This is a genomic window from Endozoicomonas sp. 8E (assembly GCF_032883915.1).
GTDB lineage: Bacteria > Pseudomonadota > Gammaproteobacteria > Pseudomonadales > Endozoicomonadaceae > Endozoicomonas_A.
In genome coordinates this window covers 5,501,343-5,516,163 of the sequence record NZ_CP120717.1, presented here as the reverse complement: position 1 = coordinate 5,516,163, position 14,821 = coordinate 5,501,343, and the positions used below count along the sequence as shown (strand labels likewise).

Below are 14,821 nucleotides of genomic sequence, written 5' to 3'. Positions count from 1 at the left end.
CAAGTAAATTTTCAGGTTACAGCAAAGTGTCAGAAAGAAAAATCGACCATCAGGAGTGACACCTACTATGAGTAATCTTATCCGGGAGACAGTGACCAGTGTACATCACTGGAATGATACCCTGTTCAGCTTTACCACTACACGCAACCAGGGCTTGAGGTTCAAGAACGGCCATTTCACCATGATCGGTCTGGAAATCGATAACAAACCTCTGCTGAGAGCTTATAGCATTGCCAGCGCCAACTATGAAGAAGAGATGGAGTTTTTCTCCATCAAGGTACAGGATGGCCCCCTGACCCAACACCTGCAGAAGCTGGAAGTGGGAGATGACATTCTGGTGGGCACCAAGCCTGTGGGGACTCTGGTAGCCGATCATCTGCTGCCCGGAAAGAATCTCTATCTACTCAGCACCGGAACGGGTCTGGCTCCTTTTATGAGCATTATCAAGGATTTTGAAATTTATGAGCAGTTTGACAATGTAATTCTGACTCACGGCGTTCGCTATGTTTCTGAACTGGCTTATCAGGACCGGATTGAAAATGAACTGCCAGAAAATGAATACTTTGGTGAAATGGTTAAAAAACAGTTGAAGTATTACCCAACGGTTACCCGGGAACCTTTCCGCAACCAGGGGCGCCTTACAGACTTGATGGAAAGTGGCAAGCTGTTTGCCGACCTGAATCTTCCTGAGCCCGATCTGGAAAATGATCGCTTCATGCTGTGCGGCAGCCCTGCCATGTTGAAAGATCTGTGTCGTATTCTGGATGAGCGTGGCTTTAAGGAAGCACGTGGTGGAAATCCTGGGCACTATGTTATTGAAAGAGCTTTTGTTGAGAAGTAATCCCTTTCTGAACAGGCTGTTGTGAAAGTCTTTTGTTTGGCCAATAGAGCCGTTAAAAGCTGGGCCAGCTTTGTATGCTACTTTTGCGACAGCCTCTTTTCAATCTGCTATCAGTTATTGAGAGTTATGTATTAATGGAGGGAGCTCCGATCCTGGGGTTGGGGGATTACACTGGTTCGAATATATTTTGAGGTATGATAAATATGAGGGTTTGAGACTCTCTGTCTATCTTCAATGAATTCTCCTTCGTCATTAAGAAACATATCTGTTTCATATAAATCATGCCATATATCACTCCCACGTGGACATCCATCATATAATGATTGAAGCTTGGTTGCTTCATCCATAGTAAAACCTTGAGCTATTGCCACTATGACTGGAAGTAAACGATTGAATCTCGCTAAATGAGCCAATTCAAGAGCATTGTTGTTTGCCCAGGTTACACGCTTACGCAATAACTCATCGGTATAAAAAGGTACTAAATCCAAAGCCAGTTCTTCATTGTTAGTTTTAATGGCCAATACCAGAGGTGTATTGTTTCCAAATTGCCTTTCTAATGTCTTTTGATTTGGTGTGATTAATAACTCATGGCTTGTTTTCGCTAGATGATTGAATAGGGCTTTTGATAACTTTATATCTCTGGCTGCAATGGCTGCGGTAAATGGCGTGTTTTGAAAGGGTGTCGAATCAAACTCCATTAGGGCCGATTCAATCTCATCTCTCTCCAGAAGTAATGCAATGAACTCTTCCCGTTCTTTTGACGCTAAAAGATGTTTTGCTTCGATTTTTGGAGTATTGGTAATATCAACAATAAGCTTAAATAATATATTTGGAGTGAAGCCAGTCCCTTTATATGCAAAAGGATCTCCACCACTTCTCAGTAGCTTTACTGCCCTGGCCCAGTCAACTTGCGCTACTGAAAGTACTTCTATAAGTTTCTGTGTGACTAAATTTCTTCCTCTTTCCAGACTTGCAGTCTGTGACCTTTTGGCTTTATCAGGAATGGGTATATATTTGAATTTCAGAGGATAAGGAGATGCTCTTTTCATTGATCGAAAAGATCGCATTCTTAATTTTTCAGTATTTCCTTTATGAATAGGATTTCTCTTATCAAAATACCAACTTCCGTACAATGGATCATTTAGATGAGGTGGAGTCATATTATCAACTTTATATCGTAAAAAATTACTCATTTGTTTGATTTCTTACGTCTTATAAAGTTCCAAATATATCTTTTTAGTTAGTAATTCTAACGTTAATTTCTGAGTAAAAAATATAACAGTCGTTGACTTGTTTGCTTGCTTCAGAGGCCGTTGAAAAATGCTGGTATGATATTAGGAATTGGCTCAAAATACGCATTTTCTCTCTGTAATTAGCGGTTTTTCGACACTTTTTCCTTGTCTCAGCTTTACCCGTTACCTCTAAAGACTCTGGAGTGAAGGGGTGAGACATATAACCAGCTTTGGAGGTACAGCGATCGAAGCTGATAAGCTTTTGTTGTTTGGTTTTTATGTACTGATGTCCTTAATCGATTCATCGATTAGCTCAATATTTTAAATTCACATTGACTGGCTCCGACAGGCACAATTACTCGCAACTGCCTCACTTTCGTCCTCATCATCATCGACCAGATAATCCACAGCATTGGGGTTTATTGCAACCCACCCCGGCAAATTGTCTAGCAACTCCTGTAACAGTTTCAGCTCCTGCCCCGCACCAAACTCGCTTCGCCTGAAACCACCTTCCCGCAAGGCACTGAGTGCCATTAACATTGCCCCAATCGTATCCTGGTCTATGGTAAATTTTGCCACCTGATGCAGCAATGAATTCTGGGATCCGTCACCGGTAAAAAGAAAATACAAGACGGCCGCTGCAGAACTGGGGGCCCAAGTTCCTCTAAGCTTTGTGTCACCATTCTTTTTTCGAGATCTCTCTGCACCAGAACTGGAAGGCAGAAGGATATTTAACTCAGCCATAACCTCCCCATGATCAAGTTTGCGAGTGTGCGTGTTTTGCAGGATTTGTTGCTCAATAATTCTCAGGCATTTCAGAACTTCTGGTTCAGTTACATGCCTATAAATGCGCTGTAAGGTTATTTCAGCCAGATCCCTGTTTGCAGTCCTTGAATCACGATCTTCAATCATGACTCTCGCAGCAAGGGCGATAGCGACAGCAGCCTGCATGGCCTGTTCATGGTTATGACTGACCTGAACCGTTTGTCGAACCCGGCTGACAAAATCCTCGTCACTGATAAACGGATCATGATCAAGGATAGCAACAATCGTAGCAATTCCCATACAGCCGCCATTACCAGAGGAGCCTTCTGTTTTTCCTGACCTTGTACGAAAACTCTGACTGGAAAGATCCAGAACCTGATCCCTGGTAGTTAGAGTGCCATTTCTGAATCCCTGAAAGAAAGTTTTTAACAACCGAGAGTGAAAAGCACCGTAGTCGCTTAACACTACATCCATCGAATCTTCCATCTTTAAATGAAAACGCTGCTCTTCGGGAAATGCAAAAAAACACTGGCATCTAGCTAGCCTGACAGTATCAATTTGTGCACCTTTACCCTTTTTTTGATGCTGTTTTTTAGTGTGATCAGAGCTTCGGTAATAGTCCAGAAAGAACTTGTAAATCGCAGCCGCTTTGTGAGTGTCATCCGTAAATAGCTCACGTCTCCCTGCTCCATAGCCGTAACGAACGGTTCCCTTGCAATCTCCCAGGGCGGTGCCAAGCAAAGCCAGCTCTGCATTGGTCGGGGTAGCAGCAAATGCAGGCATTATTAGCAGGAAAAAGACTGCAAAGTAAATGCACTGAGCAATGAAAAATTGAAGATTAACTGTTTCATACCAGCATTCTGGATCCGTTCGTCCGAGGTTAGTCATTAGATACATTCCTTATATTAATTCAAGTAAGGGAATAATAGCGGCTTTCTTAAATCTTGCTACCCAGAAGCCTGGGAGCAATGTTTGAACGTAGGGGACCGAAGCTGGTACGAACGTATTGGTCTGGTCAACAAGGGCTTTTACAAGCCTGTCACTTTAGGGGCGGGTAGTTGACTCACTGATATCTTTAACTGACTCATCGATTAACTCAATTGTATCTTTTAGTTCTTTGGATAAATTAAAATTTGCACACAGTTTAATAAAAGGCTCGTATCCGCTAATTATTGTTCGTATTTGAATAAGTAGCATTTTTAATTCATTTTCTATCTCACTTCTGGCCTTCGTATCCAGTTCAGAAAAAGCTTTGTCGAGTGTGCAGCGATGAGTGATTGCAGCGGCTACAGATGCCAGAGAAACTTGCATTTCTATACTTATTCCAACTTGCTCTACGCCCTGCTCATTTTGAGAAAGTAAGACTCTGGTTGTCATGGGGCTGGGCTGATCACGACATGTTAACATGGAGTGCGACATTCTCAGATCCCCTATGGGATCCCTCAAACCTGAAGACCTGCAAATGTCTGCAAAAAAATCCACTTGTTCCAACCCTAGTTTTTGGGACTCTACGAGTATCTTGTCATGTAACTTCAAAAATTTCTCTGTAGCCGATAATATTGAAGCTTCTGAAACAGAGCTATTGCCTAATATGAAAAATAATAATACATACAGTCTTTTTGTTGGAATCACAGCGTTAGTAGCTCTATTAGTTAAATAACAATGCAACATAATAGTCGTACCTTCACGCTTAGGAAAAAATAATAGCCGTTATATAAGTACTCAACCATACGAAATCATATTTTCTGACTTATTGCTCAGGCACTCGCGGCAACTGCTCCTGCGTTGCTCTAGCTCCTGCATCCATGCAGTCGTGCTGCGTTGCAACTCTGGTCACATAGCTTGCTATGTTCCCGTCGTTGCGCCTTGCAGAGCACCTGCCCAATAAGCCAGAAATATTCGATTCCGTATGGCTGAGTACTTACGAATCATTTTTGCAGATCGTGGTGTAGTTACATTATGAGTACAAGCGGGCGTCCGCGAGCTGATTTTCAGAGAACCAAAAACAATGTTGGTTTTCATGATACAAGTCAGTGGTCTCCTGATGCCGACAACAGCTGGCGGACTCACAATTACAGCAGGAGGCAAGTATTCCGCAAGCGCAATGGTGACTCAGCATATAGACGTTTGAAGCAGGACTAATGATTTATTTTTTCTTTAACGTCATCGTACACGCCTTCGAGTCCAGCTCTTTTACCGAATTCAAAGTCAAACCAGGCCTTATCGGCAAAGCGGGGATAGTCCGCTTTCACATAGGCATAATCCTGTCCAATGAGCATTTCAAAATTTCGGGCGAGGCCGACGATCGCAGCCAGAGTCAGTAAAATAATTGCCAGCAGCTTGAACATACTTCTTACCCCAACGAATCTGTTACTTCGATATTAGCAGAATGATGCTTTAAGGCTCGGTGTACTGTTGAGAATTCGCTGAATAAAAATCAGGTCTCCCGCAATGGATGAAGGAGACCAAAGCCATCAGCTCTGAGAGCGATAAAATGCCAGAGCGGCGGCTGCTCCGTTTTTATCAGAACCCAATACTGCCTGCAGAGCACCCAGACAGCACAGAACATGAGTCTGGTCGGCGCTGCAGCCCATCAACCCGATCCGCCAGACCTTTCCAGCCAGATCACCAAGGCCAGCACCGATCTCCAGATTGTACTTTGACAGCAGTTCACTTCTCACCCGGACGTCGTCAATGCCATCGGGAATCCTGACCGCATTGAGCTGACTCAGACGCTCAGCCTCAGGAACAACCAGCTCCAGACCCATTGCTTCCAGACCGGTTGCCAGGGCCTGATGATGGAGCTTGTGGCGGCGCCAGGCGTTTTCGATGCCTTCTTCCTGCAGAATAACCAGGGCCTCATGAAGGGCATACATAGCGTTGACAGGCGCGGTATGGTGATAAGCCCGTTTGGCCCCCTTGCCCCAGTATCCCATGATCAGGTTCATATCCAGGAACCAGCTCTGGACTTTGTGTTTGCGGTTGGCAATTTTTTCCACGGCTTTTTCACTGAAGCTTACCGGAGAAATACCCGGCACACAGGAGAGACATTTCTGTGTGCCTGAGTAGATAGCATCGATACCCCAGGCATCCACTTCCAGCTCAGATCCACCCAGTGACGTGACCGCATCAACGATGGTCAGGCAGTTATGCTCTTTGGCCAGACGACAGAGTGTTTCTGCATCAGAGCGGGCACCGGTAGAGGTTTCTGCATGAACGAAGGCCAGAATTTTGCTGTCCGGGTGGGCCTGAAGCGTTTTTTCAACTTCAGCCACATCAACAGCACGACCCCATTCACCCTGAACAACAACGGGTTCGCCACCCGCCCGCTCGACGTTTTCCTTCATACGGCCACCAAAGACACCGTTAATGCATACCACTACCTTGTCGCCTGGTTCGATCAGGTTGACAAAACAGGCTTCCATGCCGGCAGAGCCGGGTGCGGAGATGGGCAGTGTCAGGGCATTACGGGTTCTGAAGGCGAACTGAAGCAGCTCCTTGACCTCATCCATCATACGGACAAACTCAGGATCAAGATGACCGATGGTGGGGCGGGACAGGGCCTCTGTAATTCGAGGGTATACATCTGAAGGGCCTGGGCCCATCAGTGTTCGTTTGGGTGGGTGAAACGATTGAATGGTCATGTCTTGTTCTGCTGTTATTGACCTTTTGGTCAGGTTTATGACAAACGGGTGTGTATGTAATACACATTTTATCAGTAAGTATCAATGTTCAATTTTTTTTGAGCACTGTATACACTTTTCGGCAAACCTTTGCCAGAAGTATGGAGTGGCCATGAAGCCAGAACGCTATGATGTCATCTTTGAGCGTGCCTGTGAACGCAAGGGGGGAGAAGCAGCTGTTGAATCGTTGCTGGTAAAACCCCTTTCCAATGACCAATTAAGAAGTATTCCGGATGATCGCTATCTTGCAGAACTTACCCGCAAGGTTTTTCAGAGTGGATTTGTCTGGAGAGTTGTGGATCAGAAATGGCCTGACTTTGAGGAGGTATTCTGGGGTTTTGATATTGACAAGCTGCTGATGATGCCTGACGACATGCTGGAGCGAAAAGCCACTGACCCTAAAATTATTCGTCATCTCAAGAAAGTCTGGAGCATCCGGGAAAACGCCCTGATGATCCATGATGTACGACAGGGAGAAGGCAGCTTTGCACAGTTTGTCGCGCTCTGGCCTGAAGATAATATCATTGGGCTTTGGGCCTATCTGAAAAAACATGGCAGTCGTCTGGGCGGGAATACCGGCCCCTATGCCCTGAGGGCATTGGGCAAAGATACCTTCCTGATGACAAGGGATGTTGAAGGTTATTTCCGAGCTATGAAAATCATTGAGGGCAGTGCAACCAGCCAGAAAAGCCAGAAAGCTATCCAATTATTCTTCAATCAGCTTAGGGGGACCAGTGGTCGATCGTTGACCGAACTCAGCAGAATATTGGCTTTTGGTGTCGGTGATAACCATGTTCAGGCGTTGGCTGATATGGCTCACTGAATAAAATTTCATTGGACAGGAAAGTGTCATGATTAGCCGTCTGTCACCGGAGCCACGGCCTGAATGGCGCTTTTGACTCCGGTCATGAAAGGCATGTTCAGGCGGTTTTTTTCAGCTGACCCAGACGGTAGCTGACCAGATCTTCAATGGTCAGAACAGGAAGTTTTTGAGTTCTGGCAAATTCCACCAGACCAGGCAGGCGCATCATCTCCCCATCTTCACGGATGAGTACACAGAGAACGCCAGCAGGCTTGTATCCAGCTAGCATGGCAAGATCAACAGTGCCTTCAGTGTGCCCTCTTCTGTCCAGTACTCCGTTGGGTTGAGCTCTCAGGGGGAATACATGGCCTGGCCGGGCCAGTTCTTGAGGACGACAATCGTCTTTTATGGCGGTTTTGATAGTAGTGACACGATCTGCTGCAGAGACACCAGTGGTTACACCTTTTTTGGCTTCAATAGTCACTGTAAAAGCGGTGCCATAGCTGCTGGAATTGTCCTCAACCATCGCAGGCAGCTCGAGAGCTCGGAGTTTTTCATCGGTTAAGCACAGACAGACAATTCCACTGCATTCACGGATCAATAGGGCCATCTGTTTTACTGTGAGAGTTTCTGCAGCAAAAATCAGGTCCCCTTCGTTTTCCCGGTTTTCGTCATCTACAAGAATGACGCCTTCGCCTCTGCGAAGCGAGTCAATCGCTCTTTCTACACGTTGGAGTGGGTCACCAAAGGGTTCTAATAAAGACTGACTCATGGAAAAGCTCTTATATCGGGTTCACCAGAATCAGGGCACAGGAATGAACACTGGCAGGAGCAAGGCTCCTGTTTCAGGCAGATAGAGCCACCGGCACAAACCAAAGACGGGTTGCTCTTCATTCTCTTTCATCCGGACTATCACCATCGGCTCTGGATTTACATCAGATCTGCTGACCCTGTCCTACTGGACTACAGGCGCTCGCGGGCTCTTACCTGAGGTTCAGGCAATGACCGCCGGAGGGGAATTTCACCCGGCCTGAGAATAAGTCAGATATTACTGAGCAGGCCATGCTAAGCGGGCGCAGGTCAGTGAGCAAGTTTCTGCAGAGAATAATGTTTAAAAGCCCCTCGGGCTTCTTAAATCAGAACGCTAAATATCACCCATCATACTCTTGAGATGAAAGCGTCCGATGTCCAGCTCCGGTGTCCAGAAGTCTACTTCGTGCAGGTATTCCATCTTGGCGCTTAGCTTTTCCAGATCGGGTTTGATCGCTCTTGAACGAAACAGAGGATCATTCACCTGTCGGACAATACAATCAGCATAGGCCTGGTAGGTCTCTGACTTGTCTTCTTCAGGGAGTCTCAGGGCCTGCTCCAGGTCACGATAAGTTCCGATAAAATCACCATCCAGGAGCTTTTCTTTGGCTTGTTCACGAAAATAGGCTGTGGTCACTGGAATGGCAAACATAGCCAGATCTTTTGACCAGATGTGTTTCAGCCTGAGAGCTTCAAGCTGACGTATGATGTTTTTAAGCGGAACCTGATTTTCAAGTTCATGGTTCAGCAGGCCCAGCCAGGAGCTTATTTCAATTTTATCAATGGCCTCGGTAAATTCATGGGGGGCATCTCCCAGGGCATTGAAACGCTCTATGGCCTTAATAGCAGCAACAAAACTTCCGTTACCATAATGAATCATCACCGCGATAAAAGCGGCTTTGCCAGCAATCTTTAGCTTCTTTTTCCCCTTGGGCTCCTCACTCCAGCGAATGAGAGAGTCCTGAATGGCCGGATTATTGGCGCGAATATAATCCAACTCCTGATTAATTTGTTCGGGTGAGTATTCATTGACCAGCATGAAACAGAAAAGAGATTCCAGCAGCTCGATCTGATTCTGAGCAACGGCATCCTTGAGCTTCTGACTGAGCTCGGCTCGAGTCATTTTTTCTGATAGACCCGGGTAAGGGCTGTTGCTCTCTTCTGGCATAACGTTTTCAATGGGTTCAGCTGCTTTGTTCATGGTTCCTTCCGGTCTGTCACACCTTAAAAAACACTCTGTTTTGCAGGCGATGTGGCTTATATCGGCCATATTTCCGGTATCTGAGAGCAGCTTGTCGGTTTATGCCTGTGTTGATTCGGTGATTTATACCCATCGTGCTTTCTAACTCCTGTGTAATGCACATACATCGCCGTATGCCCATAAACCCGGAAAAATCAACTGATGAATGGGTAAATTGTCGATTTACTTCGCCCAGAGCCGATAAATCGGTCATTATTGTCAGACTCAGGAATAGGGATGAAAACAGGACCACGCTTGCCGAATGATAAGGTTCAATCTGATCAGGTGCCCCGGCAACAGGACTTGGATTCAGGGCGTTTTAAGCACTGGTTAGTCAAAAGTACAGTCGCTCAAACTTTTCTGCATACGCTGTCTGTAGCAATCACTAAATCCACAACTTTGCTCAGTCGGGTAACGCAAATTATATTATTGCCTTTGCTCCACCTGATTGGTCATGGAGAGCTTCTGTCAACCAGAGTGCAGAAAATTGAGCAATCGAAATCAGAGCCGCAGCAAAGATTACCGTTTTTGGTCACGAATCTGATGTCACTATCAACCCGGTTTGATGGTGAAGATAAGGCAAGACTTTATGATTTCAGTGACGGCTGTTGCTATGGTCTTGCCTCAAGCTACGTACTATACGAGCAGATGGGATGTACAGAGGAATATGATGAACTTTTGAGCACTGTAAGCCAGGATCCGGCACTGGGCTGGGTATTCTGGAATAACCACTATGATCATCTGGCGGATGCTATTCTGGATGCCCAGCAGATGTTTAAAGCCGATCCTGCCACGCAGGATCATCAGGCGCTCTTGTTATTAAAACTGCGGCCTTTTTGTGAATCGTTACTGGCTTTTCATGCACCGGCAACCACGACGTTGCAGGAAGAAGTGCCTGTGCAAAATACAGAGAAGACTGCACAATGGATTGTCTCAGCGGCTGGTGGCAGTACTCCGGTCTTACATTCAACTCCCTCGTACCCCATTGGGCTTACCAAATCCGGGTTGTGCTTATTATTAAACAAGATCGCAGAAACGACTCGGGAAGGCCAGGACAGCCGTCTTTTTCACCTCAATACCGGCAGACATATCCTATCTCTGAAGGTGACTCCCGAAGGATTTGAAATCAGGGATCAAAATATTCGTAACTATAAGCGGTTATTTAAAAAGGAACGGGACTTCTTCGCCGCTAGCTGCCTGGCCGATTCTTTAAACACCAGTCAAATCTTGTCATCCGGCTTAGCGATTCCAAACGAGTCAAAGGATACCGTATTTGCCATCAAGGAATTCACAAACGTTTCATCAGCCAGCAGCAACTCAGGGCACAGACGTCTTGAAACCCTGTTAGCGGAAATTCCGGAATCCGGGCTTTTACCCATAAATCATCGTAACCTTCATAATTTCAATCAGCTGCTACTGGCTGTTAGATGTGGAACCAGTGAAGTGGCTGAAACAGTGATGGTTAAAGCCACGGTGGTCGCAGACATAGAACCAGGCTTTTTCAATCAGCAAGATGATTTTGGCCAGACTGCCCTGACTTGGGCTGCACTCCAGAATTATACAAATGTCGTGGATAAGTTGTTAGATCAGCCGGGCATTCGTACCAATCTACCCAGACAAGATGGCGCAATACCATTACACTGTGCCTGTCATTATGGTCACGCCGAAATAGTGGAAAAGTTACTCGTCAGACCTGATGTCCAAATAAATCACAAAACGAATGAGGGCGAAACCCCGATACAGATTGCGATCAAAGCCGGGCATATTGAAATCGTTAAACGTCTTCTTGAAGAAGGTGCTGATATTGAAACATCTTCAGTAGCCTTAGCCCCTGAGGCATGTCGCGGTGAAATCAGGGAGCTGATAGAGACAGAGCTTAAGAAGCGGTAGCCAGTTTTCCTAAAGCCTGATACCACTCATCATTGTTGTTTTCCATTTCCAAAATATCCACAGCATTTTGCATTTCAGGCCACAGATCTACAGATGTAACCAGAGCAATAGCCAACCGCTTGGTCGTATAGGGTATCCGTTCGTTCACAAAAGCGGATAGGCGCTTTCTGGAAACATTCACGACCTGCCGTTTTTGTCTCCAGCTTATGAAATTTCGCCATCTCACTTGTTCCCATGAACTTTTTCTTTGTAAGTCTGTCGAAGCCCTTATGAACTTGACCAGTAATAGTGCCTGTCCTCGCTATGGGGTCGCCTGGACGGGGTCGCCAAGACGGGCGCAATTTTCGGTCAGGCGACTGGATAAATAACCAGCTTAAAGGAATAAGAGTATGCAGGGCATTCGCAACCTGTCGGAGAATACTGTCGGTGCAGCTTTCGAATTGAGGTTTTATGGCAATGAGCCCAGCAAGCCTGTTATTTTGTTACAGGCCCGCGAAGACGACAGCTATTACTTCTTTGTCGGCAGATCCGTTAAGGCTGTCAGAAAGGTTTCTGCCTTCTTTTCCAATGCTGACACCTGTTACATTCATACGCAGGACGGCATCTCCCGGTTCCATGCACGCCCTATCTCAGATATTAAGTCTCTGTATCCTCCTATGCCGGATGCTCAGACTTTAAGCTCGGACACCCATCTTGTTGGCCAGGCTCATGGCTCTATGACTCCAGTTGCCATGACCAATGATCCGGCAGAAAACGTCACCGACAACAGTGCCGCCATTGTTCCTGATCAGGACTTCTTTCCATTACTGGCTCTGCCAGAGGAGATTATATCCCGGATGCTGGATTATTTATCGCACAGAGATGTCATAGCAATAAAAGAAAGCTGTCTGCGGTTAAGGGAAATAGCTGCCTCGGTTCTGTGTGCCAGAAACATGGCCAGCAGCAGGCCATGGTTCAAACAGTTCTCGCCATCACAACAGCAGATATTCATACAGATCGCCAAGAATTTCAGTGAACCTCAACTCAGTGCCTGGTTGATGCAGTTTACCCGGGATAAAACGCTGGTCAGCCATCTCTGTCGGCAGTCAGGCAGGGAGGTGACAGACAACTCCGAGGCCCGGAGCCCGGAAAAGATACCATTGTTCCCTCAACTCCTGTTTTACCAGGTGAGTCAATTGATGATTGACAGTCCGGTTTTGCAGCCGGATTTGGTAGCAGAGATTCAGTGCAAGTCCTATTTAGTCGAAACAGCCATACTCAGCCATGATGCCAGCTACCTGGTGACCGATTGTTATGGCGCCGATGGCAGAGCAAAAATTCATGCTCTGGCAGCGAAGAACAGTGACTGTCAGCAGATCCACATTCCTCATGTTGGCAGGGTCAGGCAGGTCATCTGTAGCGCAGATAACCGCCATATACTGAGCTTCTGTACCCAATGTACGGTAAAAATCACCAGCCGTTCTGACGATAACCGCTGGGCAGAGCAACTTTGCATTGTCCATAAAAAAAAGATCAGATCAGCCAGCTTCAGCCCCGACAGTCGGCATGCGGTGACGGTCAGCGGCGATAAAAATGCCTACATCAGTTCAGTAGGCCAGGATGGCCGCTGGGCATTAACAGCGAGGATTGCCCATGAGGGGGATGTTCGTTCAGCAAACTTCAGCCCTGATAGCTGCTTGCTAGTGACCGCCAGTGAAGACCACACCGCCAAAATTCATGGGCTCGCAGCTAACGGCAAATGGTTGCCAATAGCCACTCTGCAACACAACAACAAAGTCATCTCGGCCAAGTTTAGCCCGGATAGCAAGCATATCATCACTGTCAGGGCTAGTCAGACTGATGAGTTTGGACAAACAGCAACGATTTACAGCCTTAACCCTGATGGTTACTGGACAGAAAAAGCCGACATTATCCACTCCGACAGGATCTGCTCAGCCAGCTTCAGCCCCGACAGCTGCCATGCACTGACGGCCAGTTGCGATCACACTGGTACCATCTTCAGTTTTGATACCGACAACAACTGGCAGAAAAATGCGGTCATTAACCATACAGGGAGGGTCAGCTCTGCCAGCTTTAGCCCCAATAGTCTGCTGATAATAACCAGCAGTGATGATCACTCGGCGAAAATTTACGGGTTTGATACAGATCAAAGGCGCTGGACAGAGCAAATGGCCATTAAGCATGGAGATAAAATTAATTCTGCCCTCTTCAGTGCTGATAGCCGCCATATTTTGACACTGTCGAGTAACAACACATCAGAGCCCAACAGCAATTGTAAAGCCTTAATTCATTCTCTCTGCGCCGATGGGAAGTGGCTGCCTGGCACCAATATTGAGCCAGAGGGCGGGGTCTGTTCAGGTCAGTTCAACCACGATGGCACCCATCTTGTCATCAACGACTTTTCAGGTGATGCCCAGATCCTTGGCTGTGGCAAAGATGGCAAATGGTCACGTAAAGCTCTCATCCGTCATCCATACTCACTAAAATCAACAGAATTCAGCGCCAACGGCAGCCATCTCGTGACCATTAGCAGCAGGGGGAAGCGGATTAAAGTCTGGCGCCTCTGTGGGGTGGAGGCAGCGCCAACATCCCACTCAAAAGGTAAACGTGCTGCAGCGTCATCGTTATTGTCGCCGCCTCCACGTAAAAAGGCTCGCAAGTGAATGGTTAGTGACTATCTTGGAATAGCCACCTATGGTCAAAAATTATTGCCATTTTTTCGCCATTTTCAGACGGTGTGCCATTGGCGTCTGGTTTGATTTTTAATTGGATTGAGTGCTTAACTGGCAGAAACGCCCAGTAAATACCTGTACATTGGAGGAGTGGAACCATGAGGTTTCAACCTGCTCCGATTAACTCCAAGGGAAAAAAGATGAAAAAAATTCTTTTATTTCTACTAGTGTTAACTGCTTGCGGACTCAGTAATGCGGCGCAATACGAACTAAACCGGGATATATCAAGAGTGTCATTCGCTACGGTGAAGTTAGAGTACGTTATTGAGCCAGCTTCAATATCCTCTCTAACGGGCAGTATTAATGAAACCGGTCTGTTAACTCTGGATATTCCAATCTCTGGCATTGACACCGGAATCGGAATCAGAAATGAACGCTTGAATAAGCTATTTTTTCAATCGGATTTATTTCCCAGTGCAAAGGTTTCTGCACAAATTTCCAAATCATTATTAGCCCTTGGTACAGTGGTTAAACAGCTAACTGTTCCGGCAAAAGTAACCCTCTATGGCCAAACACAAGAGCTGGAATTTCCAGTCAATGTGGTAAAGTGCGGAGATCTATTGTCGGTGGCCAGCACAGAGCCGGTTATCATTCGAGCTTCTCAATTTGGTGTTCCGGCTAAAAATCTGACAGAACTGGCAAAAACTGTGGGACAGATCCCGATTTCTGAGACCGTTCCTGTCAATTTTTCATTAGTATTCAGCAAATAAAATAGATGCATCTGGAAAGCAGGATGGCGGGGTCAGTTCTCTGTTCTTGCTTGATGGCGGCCAACCATTCAGTGCAGCCAAGTGGTATGGAATATACCTCCTGGCTGCTAGGAGCC

Annotated in this window: 13 protein-coding genes and 1 riboswitch; of the genes, 5 read left to right on the top strand and 8 right to left on the bottom strand. The window is 46.4% G+C overall.

Annotated features, from left to right (window positions below; genetic code table 11):
• Nucleotides 1–67: 67 nt before the first annotated feature.
• A complete protein-coding gene (locus P6910_RS19135) occupies nucleotides 68–841 on the top strand; it encodes a ferredoxin--NADP reductase (RefSeq protein WP_317142846.1) in 774 nt (257 codons plus the stop codon).
• Between the two features lie 131 nt (nucleotides 842–972).
• Here P6910_RS19135 and P6910_RS19130 read toward each other — a convergent pair whose 3' ends face one another.
• The 5 genes from P6910_RS19130 to P6910_RS19110 all read right to left on the bottom strand — a co-directional run bounded on the left by P6910_RS19130 (nucleotide 973) and on the right by P6910_RS19110 (nucleotide 6,482).
• On the bottom strand, nucleotides 973–2,034 hold the full coding sequence (locus P6910_RS19130; protein WP_317142845.1) for a hypothetical protein: 1,062 nt from the start codon (nucleotides 2,032–2,034) through the stop codon (nucleotides 973–975).
• A gap of 366 nt (nucleotides 2,035–2,400) precedes the next feature.
• Nucleotides 2,401–3,726 (bottom strand): ADP-ribosylglycohydrolase family protein, encoded by a 1,326-nt coding sequence (locus P6910_RS19125; RefSeq protein ID WP_317142844.1) that lies wholly within the window; start codon nucleotides 3,724–3,726, stop codon nucleotides 2,401–2,403.
• A gap of 156 nt (nucleotides 3,727–3,882) precedes the next feature.
• The gene (locus P6910_RS19120; RefSeq protein WP_317142843.1) at nucleotides 3,883–4,257 is read right to left on the bottom strand and encodes a hypothetical protein; all 375 of its coding nucleotides are present in this window, start codon (nucleotides 4,255–4,257) and stop codon (nucleotides 3,883–3,885) included.
• Between the two features lie 719 nt (nucleotides 4,258–4,976).
• Nucleotides 4,977–5,186: a hypothetical protein gene (locus tag P6910_RS19115; protein ID WP_317142842.1), complete on the bottom strand. Its 210-nt coding sequence runs from the start codon at nucleotides 5,184–5,186 to the stop codon at nucleotides 4,977–4,979.
• A gap of 126 nt (nucleotides 5,187–5,312) precedes the next feature.
• Complete coding sequence (locus P6910_RS19110) at nucleotides 5,313–6,482, bottom strand: alanine--glyoxylate aminotransferase family protein (protein WP_317142841.1); 1,170 nt, start codon at nucleotides 6,480–6,482, stop codon at nucleotides 5,313–5,315.
• 151 nt (nucleotides 6,483–6,633) lie between these two features.
• On the opposite strand from P6910_RS19110, the gene P6910_RS19105 reads away from it, so the two are divergent.
• Complete coding sequence (locus P6910_RS19105; RefSeq protein WP_317142840.1) at nucleotides 6,634–7,344, top strand: DNA-3-methyladenine glycosylase I; 711 nt, start codon at nucleotides 6,634–6,636, stop codon at nucleotides 7,342–7,344.
• Nucleotides 7,345–7,441: 97 nt separating this feature from the next.
• Here the strand turns inward: P6910_RS19105 and ribB are convergent, their stop codons facing one another.
• Both ribB and P6910_RS19095 read right to left on the bottom strand, forming a co-directional pair.
• Nucleotides 7,442–8,095 (bottom strand): 3,4-dihydroxy-2-butanone-4-phosphate synthase, encoded by a 654-nt coding sequence (gene ribB / locus P6910_RS19100; protein WP_317142839.1) that lies wholly within the window; start codon nucleotides 8,093–8,095, stop codon nucleotides 7,442–7,444.
• A gap of 116 nt (nucleotides 8,096–8,211) precedes the next feature.
• Nucleotides 8,212–8,365, bottom strand: a riboswitch (FMN riboswitch).
• 102 nt (nucleotides 8,366–8,467) lie between these two features.
• On the bottom strand, nucleotides 8,468–9,334 hold the full coding sequence (locus tag P6910_RS19095) for a hypothetical protein (protein ID WP_317142838.1): 867 nt from the start codon (nucleotides 9,332–9,334) through the stop codon (nucleotides 8,468–8,470).
• A gap of 276 nt (nucleotides 9,335–9,610) precedes the next feature.
• Here P6910_RS19095 and P6910_RS19090 point away from each other — a divergent pair, with 276 nt between their 5' ends.
• The gene (locus tag P6910_RS19090; protein WP_317142837.1) at nucleotides 9,611–11,263 is read left to right on the top strand and encodes an ankyrin repeat domain-containing protein; all 1,653 of its coding nucleotides are present in this window, start codon (nucleotides 9,611–9,613) and stop codon (nucleotides 11,261–11,263) included.
• Here the strand turns inward: P6910_RS19090 and P6910_RS19085 are convergent.
• On the bottom strand, nucleotides 11,250–11,444 hold the full coding sequence (locus P6910_RS19085; RefSeq protein ID WP_317142836.1) for a hypothetical protein: 195 nt from the start codon (nucleotides 11,442–11,444) through the stop codon (nucleotides 11,250–11,252). The two genes, P6910_RS19090 and P6910_RS19085, sit on opposite strands and share 14 nt — an antisense overlap.
• A gap of 208 nt (nucleotides 11,445–11,652) precedes the next feature.
• On the opposite strand from P6910_RS19085, the gene P6910_RS19080 reads away from it, so the two are divergent.
• Nucleotides 11,653–13,926, top strand: coding sequence for a hypothetical protein (locus P6910_RS19080; RefSeq protein ID WP_317142835.1), 2,274 nt, complete (start codon nucleotides 11,653–11,655; stop codon nucleotides 13,924–13,926).
• A gap of 167 nt (nucleotides 13,927–14,093) precedes the next feature.
• Complete coding sequence (locus tag P6910_RS19075) at nucleotides 14,094–14,705, top strand: YceI family protein (protein WP_317142834.1); 612 nt, start codon at nucleotides 14,094–14,096, stop codon at nucleotides 14,703–14,705.
• The last annotated feature ends 116 nt before the right edge of the window (nucleotides 14,706–14,821 follow it).